Here is a 7,036-nt window from a genome sequence, read left to right as displayed (position 1 = left end):
CACGGCCTTGAGCACCCGTTCACGCCACTGCCGCGAGAACTGCGTCGGGTTGTGGGGCCGCCCGTACCGGTTGCAGAAGACCAGGTGCTCTCCTCGCGCCAGCTCGGGCGACACCGCGCGAAGCATGTCTCGCTTCGACCGGAACGCGTCGGCGAGGCGAGCGTCGATGTCGACGTTGCGAACGCGGCCGCTCTTGGTGGCGCGGAAGTCGATAACCGGTGGCTTGCCCGCCTCCTTCACGTATGACATGGCGCGCGCGATCGTGATGACGTTGTTCTCGAGGTCGAGGTCCTTCCAACGAAGGCCGAGGATCTCGCCGCGCCGCATGCCGGTGCCCAGAAGCGTGAGCCAGGCGAGCCAAAGGTAGTCGCCCGACGACTCGGACCACTCGAGGAAGAGACGCGCCTCCTCCGCCGACCAAGTCGACATCTCCGGCGGTGCAGCCTCGAGCTTGGTCGGCGGAGACGCACGCTTGGCGGCATTGAAGCGAACCAGCCCGTCCTCCAAAGCGTGTTGGAGCACCTGCGAGATCAGGACATGAATGTGTCGCACGGTCGCCGGCCCGAGAGGCTCTCCCAAGTGGCCGCGATCCTTGCGACCGTTCCGCTCGAGCTGACGGTAGAACCGGTTGAGCTGGTCCTTCGAGATGTCGGCAATCGGCGTGCGGCCAACCGAGGACGGGAGCACGTGGACGCGAAAATGCTTCCGATAGCCGGCCAGGGTGGTGGGTCGCACGCGAAGGGAGTCGAAGTACTTCTCGGCGTAGTTGTTGAACGATTCCCGGGTCTCGTCGACGTGGTCTCCGCGTCGGATGTCGACCTGAACTTCGATGAGCGCGTCGCGGGCGTCGCGCTCGGTTGCGAACCCGCGCCGGAACCGTCGGACCGTGTCCCCGTCTGGCCGCTCGACCCAGTATGCGATCCGGTACTGCGTCTCGCCGCCCGGCGTCGTGTAGGGCGAGATCGTCCCGTCCTGGTTTGATCGCCGCGGCATCCGCCTCTACCTTCCCAGTCCCGGTCCGTTCGGAGCAGCCGGTCCGGCGATCGGACCCGTTGCTCCCAAATCCGGCAGACTCACCCCTGGAGCCAATCCCTCGACGCGGGCGCGATTCATCAAGCGGGTGGCGGTGCTCTGACTCACTCCGAGGCCGTCGGCGACAGCCTTGAGCGGTGGCAGATTGATCGCAGCCGCGAGGACATACGTCCGCGTTGCGTCGATGACGCTTGCCGCAAGATCTCGACCCTCACGGTTCTGCATCCGCTGAATGTACCCCGCGCCCGAGACAACCGCGTGGCCCGGCTCGGAAACTGTGGAGACCAGCAGTCCACTCACCTGCAGGGCGTGCTGCACACGCACCTCGCGGAGCGTGAGGCTCGTTACCTCATCGCCGCCTCCCTGGCGCAGCACTCTCACTTCCGCAGCGACAGCTCGGTTCAGCCGAGTGTCGTGGACGACTTCGATGCGAATGGTTCCCGGCACTCCGGGCTCGTCACTGACGACCACGGACCAGCTGGTCGGCACCTCGACACCATTGCCCAGCGCCACGCGCTCCTTGCTGACGTCTTCGGTCTCGAACTCGGGCATGCCGACAGTATCCCAGGCCGGTATTCGCTGAACAAGGTGCGTCATGACTGATTCATGACACATCTGGCCCAGGAGTGCTACGGTGTGCGCATGCGCTGACAAACGTGGCTCAAAAGGAGACGACGATGAACCGCTCACCGAACGCATTGGCCCTCACCTTCAAGGACGCTGCCGTCCTAGTCGGGGTGGAGTATCGAACGATCAAGCTGGGCGTCGAGCGCGGCACGATTCCGACCGTGCAGCTCGGTCCGCGCCGGATGATCCCTCGCGCGGCGCTCTTGCGGGTCTTCGGCGTCGAGCCGTAGCCGAACCAACCCACGGCGATGGTCGACGCACGACTCCCCGCCGAATGGCTCGGGAGCATCCGCATCGACAACCTGAGCGACCGCGCGTTCCGCGTGCTCGCCGGTGCCCTCATGTGGTGCAACGGACAGGGAACGGACGGGCAGGTTCCTTCTCGCTACACGAAGTACCTCCACCCAGATGGCGACGACGCTGACGCGTTCGACGAGCTCGAGCGGGCCGGCCTCTGGGTACGGGACACCGACGGGTTCCGTTTGGTCGGATGGTCGACGGACCTGCGCCAGTCGACGGCGGAGGAAGTGAGTCGGTACCGGGAGGGCGCCAGGCGTCGCCAAAAGGAGTACCGCGATCGGCAGCGGGATGGCCGCGGGGTCGACGTGACGGATGACGTGACGCGTAACGTGACGGCGCACGTAGGCTCAGGCTCTTCTCATACCCGTACGAAGAAGAGCGCCTACGCGTCGCGTGACGTCACGGACGTCGTCACGCATAACGCGGACTCGCCGTTCTGCGCGAAGCATCCGACCGGCACGTCGGACCCATGTGGCGCGTGTGCGCGTGCGAGAACGGCGCTGGGGGCCCGCGAGAACCGCCTGACGATCAGAGGCTGGGACTGTTCCATCGACGGCCACAAGTTCGTGACTGACGGCACCTGCGCAGTGTGCGAGTTCCGGCCGCATTCGTCAGCTGCGTGAACCGCCATCGGGCTCAACGACTCCCCCACACCGGTCACGATCAACGATCCTCGGCGCCTCCCGATGCCGACGTCGTTCGCAGCAGTAGCGAACTCATTGACGCGGCAACGAGAGTGACGAGTGCCATGCTGCCCAGTGCGATCGGAAGAGTCGCTGCAGCCGCGATCACGCCGACGAGGATCGGCCCTCCCGCGTCGCCGACTTCTCGTCCGAGCTCCGCGCTCCCCATCGTCCGGCCCATCCTCTCGTGAGCGGTGGCCGCCGCGAGGACTGCGAAGCCCAACGGAGTGATGAGACCGACACCGACACCGAACAGCAGGGCGGCCGCGTAGAGGACTACGGCAGAGGGAAGGACTGCCATGAGCACCAGCCCGGCGACGAGCATCCCCGCGCCTGCGATCATCAGACCGGTCGCTCTGGCTGGCGCCGTGTCGTGGAGGCGGCCGATGCGGGGTTGGATGACGGCTGAGACGATCGCGAGGACGGTGACAGCGCCCATGCTAACCAGCGGATCCAGACCGATCCGTGTGCCGAGGTAGGGGATGAACCCGACGGCGACGCCGAGCACCGCGGTCGCGGCGGCAAGCATGATTACGGGGCCGAGGAAGGTCCGCGCAGTAAGTTCCCGAGCCAGCGCGGCGAGCGTGGCGCGCTGCTTCGGAAGCACCTCGAGCCGAGGAAGACTGATTGCGGTCCATGCGGCGCCAATCGTGGCGAGGATCGCGAGTGCGGCGAACAGCGCGGGAAGGCCTGCCCACATGATCAGCCCGGCGCCGAGCAGCGGTCCGGCGGCGTAGCCGAGCCCCTTCCACGAGCCGTACTTGCCGAAGTGACGACCGAGTTGCCCCGGTGCGGCGAGACGCGCGACTGCCGAGGAGGACGCCGGTGAGAACGCGGATGCTGCGGCGCCCTGTCCAAGACGGGTGATGGCGAGCAACGGAGCCGACGTGGCGAAGATACCGAGAACCGACGCTGCGGCGAACACCAGCAGACCGCCGACGATCACCGGTTTCGCGCCGACACGGTCGCTCAGCGCACCGAAGATCGGTTTGAGGATGACTTCAGCGATGTCGTAGATCGCCAGAATCAGCCCGAGGCCAAGGAACCCGAGCCCGGTGCTCTCGGTCTCGACGCCCAGTGCTGCGGCGACACCGTGCGCACCGAATGCGGTGGTGAACCCCGCCAAGTAAAGGGGACGATGCGCGCGGCTCACCCGTCGAGCGTAGCCAGGATCAGTCGGAGGTCTGTTGGGTGTGTCAGCGCCCGGTCGCCTCGTCTAGAGCGTCGGTGAGATCGGACAATTGGGTGAGGTCCAACTTCTGACCATTGAGGAAGAACGAGGGCGTCCCGCTGACGCCGAGGTTCTGGCCGTCGTTGAAGTCTTCCTCGACGCGCGCCTGGGTGGCGGGGTCGGCGACGGCTGCGTCGTAGGCGTCCATGTCGAGGCCGAGGTCTTCGGCGAACGTGCGGAAAAGATCCGCGTGTGAGACCTGCTGCTCGCCCCACTGAGTCTGGGTCTCGAACAGTCGGTGGTACATGCCCTCGAACTCGCCTTGCTGGGCGGCGGCTTCCGCGGCGATGGCTGCATTCATCGAGTTGAAGTGACCGGGAAGCGGGAAGTAGCGGATCACGTAGTTGATCTCGCCCTCGTAGTCGGCGCGGATCTGCTCGACGGCCGGGTAAAGCGCGCCGCACGCCTCGCACTCGAAGTCGAGGAACTCCACCAGGGTGGGCGCATCCTCCCCCGCGTTGTCGACGACGTGCGAGTTCGCGCGCGTGACCGGCGCAGCCCCCGCCGACCCATCCGGGACGGGTGTGGCGGGGCGGTTGAGGATCGTCACGATGATGGCGGCGATCGCCAGCACGATGATCAGGGCGAGCGAGATGAGGGTGGCTTTGACGGGGGTCGTCACGAGGAAGGCTCCAGGTCGTAGTCGGGGCGGGTCATCGGGTCGGGGCGGGATGCCGCGGTGCGGTGCAGCTTGTCGTTCAGGTTCGGGCAGGCTCAGGTAGTGGGGCTGACGCGGCGGCGAGCTGCCGGAGCGCGGCGGGTCGGCGGGCGGCGCGGACACCGTTGAGGATGACGATCACCTCGGCGACCTCATGCACGAGCACCACCCCGGCCAGTCCCAGGATCCCGAATAGTGCAAGCGGGAACAGCACCACAATGATCGCCAGGGCCAGACCAATGTTCGCGGTCATGATGCGGCGGCCGCGGCGGGCGTGGGTGAGAGCGCCCGGGATGAGCCGCAGGTCGTGACCGGTGAAGGCGACATCGGCCGACTCGATCGCCGCGGCCGACCCCTTGAGGCCCATCGCGATCCCGACAGTCGCGGTCGCCAGCGCGGGCGCGTCGTTGATGCCGTCGCCGACCATCGCAGTCGGCGACAACTTGACCAATGTGTCGATGGCGGCCGCTTTGTCAGCCGGCAGCTGCTCGGCGCGAACGTCGTCGATACCGGCTTGAGCGGCGATCGCGCGGGCGGTGCGGTCATTGTCGCCGGTGAGCATGACCGTGCGGATGCCCTGCGCGTGCAGCATCCGGACCGTGTCCGCTGATTCGGGGCGCAGTTCATCGCGCACGCCGATCAGCCCGGCGATCTGTCCGTCGGCCTCGACGACGACGACCGTCATTCCCTGCGCGGCCATCGATTCCGCGGTCGCTCGCTGCGCGCCTGGGTCGAGCCAGCGGATGTTGCCGACTCGGATGCGCCGGCCGTCCACGATTCCGGTGATGCCGTGTCCCGCATCCTCGACGACGTCGGTCGCGGGGGTGACGAGTTCGCTCGCAGCGGTGATCGCCGATGCCAGCGGATGGGTGCTGGTGGCCTCCACGGCAGCCGCCCACGCGACCAGATCCTCGCGATCCATCCCAGCGGCGGGCTGAATGTCGATCACGACGGGTTCGTTGCGGGTGAGGGTGCCCGTCTTGTCGAGCGCGACCGTGCGGATCGTGCCGAGCTGCTCGAACGCTTCACCGGACTTGATGACCACGCCGAACTTCGACGCGGCACCGATCGCGCTGATGACGGTGACCGGCACCGCGATCGCCAGAGCGCAGGGGGATGCTGCGACCAGCACGACGAGGGCGCGTTCGATCCACATTGACGGGTCGCCGACGATGAAGCCGAACAGTGCGACAAGGGCGGCGGCGATGAGCACGGTGGGCACGAGGGGGCGGGCGATGCGGTCAGCCAGTCGTGCCCGGTCGCCCTTGCGCGCGTGGGCCTGCTCGACGAGCGCGACGATCTGGGTGAGCGAGTTGTCGCGGCCGTCCGCGGTGGCCTCGATCCGCAACGTCGCCGACCCGTTTACCGAGCCTGCCGCGACCGAGTCACCGGGACCAACTTCGACAGGGATGGACTCGCCGGTGATCGTCGACGTGTCCAGGCTGGATCGGCCGTCGACGACGACTCCGTCTGTCGCGACCCGTTCACCCGCACCGACGACAAGGATGTCCAGCTCCCGCACATCGACGGCAGGGATCGTGACGTCACCCGCCAGGCGGGACACGCGGACAGTGTCGGGGATGAGGGACAGCAGCGCGCGGAGCCCTTCCTTGGCACGATCCATCGCCCGGTCCTCGAGCGCCTCGGCCAGCGAGAACAGGAACGCCAGCGTCGCCGCCTCGCCGACATGGCCGAGCAGGACAGCGCCGATCGCGGCGATCGTCATCAGCAGTCCAACGCCCAGGCGGCCCCGGATCAGTCGGCGGATCGCCCCAGGAACGAACGTGTACGCGCCGGCCAGCAGCGCAGCCCACTGCAGCACCAGCCCCGGCAGGTGCAGCCCAGACCACTCCAGGCTGTAGCCCGCGAGAAGGAACACTCCCGACAGTGCAGACGGGAGCAACGCAAGGTCGCGCCACCACGGCGGGCGCACCTCGGGTTCTTCGCCCGGCTCAGCCGCTTTCGCCACAGTGTCCGGGCCGCAGCACGCATCACCCTCATCGAGCGGGACGTCCCGTCCAGCGCCCGTGACGCTGGGCTCGGGCGCGCAGCACGCATCGCCGGCAGGGAACGGACGGGACAGTTCGATCCGCCGCACCGTCGGCTTCTGGAGCGGCTCGTCAGGGCCGCAGCACTCCTCACTCATCGCGCACCGTCCCAGAAACGATCGAGCGCTGTTCGAGAAAAGTCAGCGTCGCGAGTGCATCGTCGCTGCCGGTGACGGTCAGGCTCAGCTCGGAGTGATCGGCATGGATCGACCAGGTCGCGAAGGCGCAGCACGACTGTTCTGTCCGCACGAGATCCGACAGTCGACCGGCCGCGCCGCCGACGTTCTCGTAGTGCGCGATCAGTCGGCCCCGGTCGCGGTCGATGCTGGTCAGGTAGTCGTCGTTGAAGCGCCGCCACGCGGCCAGCTGCTCCGCACCCGCGCCGTCGGTGAGCGTGCAGGCGAGTGGGAGCAGAGTGCGGTCGGTGCTCACTCGCAGCACTCGCACTTCTCGTCCA

The 7,036-nt window shown here is 67.5% G+C and carries 8 protein-coding genes; 2 read left to right on the top strand and 6 right to left on the bottom strand.

Going from position 1 to position 7,036, the window contains the following annotated elements:
* On the bottom strand, positions 1-993 hold a 993-nt coding region (locus ACE3O1_RS14020), incomplete at its 3' end, for a tyrosine-type recombinase/integrase (RefSeq protein ID WP_374316073.1).
* Between the two features lie 6 nt (positions 994-999).
* Positions 1,000-1,584, bottom strand: coding sequence for a hypothetical protein (locus tag ACE3O1_RS14015; RefSeq protein ID WP_374316071.1), 585 nt, complete (start codon positions 1,582-1,584; stop codon positions 1,000-1,002).
* Between the two features lie 125 nt (positions 1,585-1,709).
* On the opposite strand from ACE3O1_RS14015, the gene ACE3O1_RS14010 reads away from it, so the two are divergent.
* Positions 1,710-1,889: a helix-turn-helix domain-containing protein gene (locus tag ACE3O1_RS14010; RefSeq protein WP_374316069.1), complete on the top strand. Its 180-nt coding sequence runs from the start codon at positions 1,710-1,712 to the stop codon at positions 1,887-1,889.
* An 18-nt stretch (positions 1,890-1,907) separates the two neighbouring features.
* Positions 1,908-2,582: a hypothetical protein gene (locus ACE3O1_RS14005; RefSeq protein WP_374316067.1), complete on the top strand. Its 675-nt coding sequence runs from the start codon at positions 1,908-1,910 to the stop codon at positions 2,580-2,582.
* A gap of 40 nt (positions 2,583-2,622) precedes the next feature.
* On the opposite strand, the gene ACE3O1_RS14000 is transcribed toward ACE3O1_RS14005, so the two are convergent.
* The 4 genes from ACE3O1_RS14000 to ACE3O1_RS13985 all read right to left on the bottom strand — a co-directional run bounded on the left by ACE3O1_RS14000 (position 2,623) and on the right by ACE3O1_RS13985 (position 7,011).
* Entirely contained in the window at positions 2,623-3,795 is a 1,173-nt protein-coding gene (locus ACE3O1_RS14000) for an MFS transporter (protein ID WP_374316065.1), read from the bottom strand.
* Positions 3,796-3,838: 43 nt separating this feature from the next.
* A complete protein-coding gene (locus ACE3O1_RS13995; protein ID WP_374316063.1) occupies positions 3,839-4,495 on the bottom strand; it encodes a DsbA family protein in 657 nt (218 codons plus the stop codon).
* Positions 4,496-4,571: 76 nt separating this feature from the next.
* The gene (locus ACE3O1_RS13990) at positions 4,572-6,464 is read right to left on the bottom strand and encodes a heavy metal translocating P-type ATPase (RefSeq protein WP_374316061.1); all 1,893 of its coding nucleotides are present in this window, start codon (positions 6,462-6,464) and stop codon (positions 4,572-4,574) included.
* Between the two features lie 205 nt (positions 6,465-6,669).
* Entirely contained in the window at positions 6,670-7,011 is a 342-nt protein-coding gene (locus ACE3O1_RS13985; RefSeq protein ID WP_374316060.1) for a hypothetical protein, read from the bottom strand.
* Between the last annotated feature and the right edge of the window lie 25 nt (positions 7,012-7,036).

Origin of the sequence: Microbacterium sp. (assembly GCF_041909575.1) — a bacterium.
Lineage (GTDB): Bacteria > Actinomycetota > Actinomycetes > Actinomycetales > Microbacteriaceae > Microbacterium.
Note: the sequence above shows the minus strand (reverse complement) of the source record. Positions and strands in the feature narration are given on the sequence as shown.

Excerpts from the sequence above, each read along its gene's own strand:
- ACE3O1_RS14015 (WP_374316071.1), bottom strand. The coding sequence starts at position 1,584 with ATGCCCGAGTTCGAGACCGAAGACGTCAGCAAGGAGCGCGTGGCGCTG.
- ACE3O1_RS14010 (WP_374316069.1), top strand. The coding sequence starts at position 1,710 with ATGAACCGCTCACCGAACGCATTGGCCCTCACCTTCAAGGACGCTGCC.
- ACE3O1_RS14005 (WP_374316067.1), top strand. The coding sequence starts at position 1,908 with ATGGTCGACGCACGACTCCCCGCCGAATGGCTCGGGAGCATCCGCATC.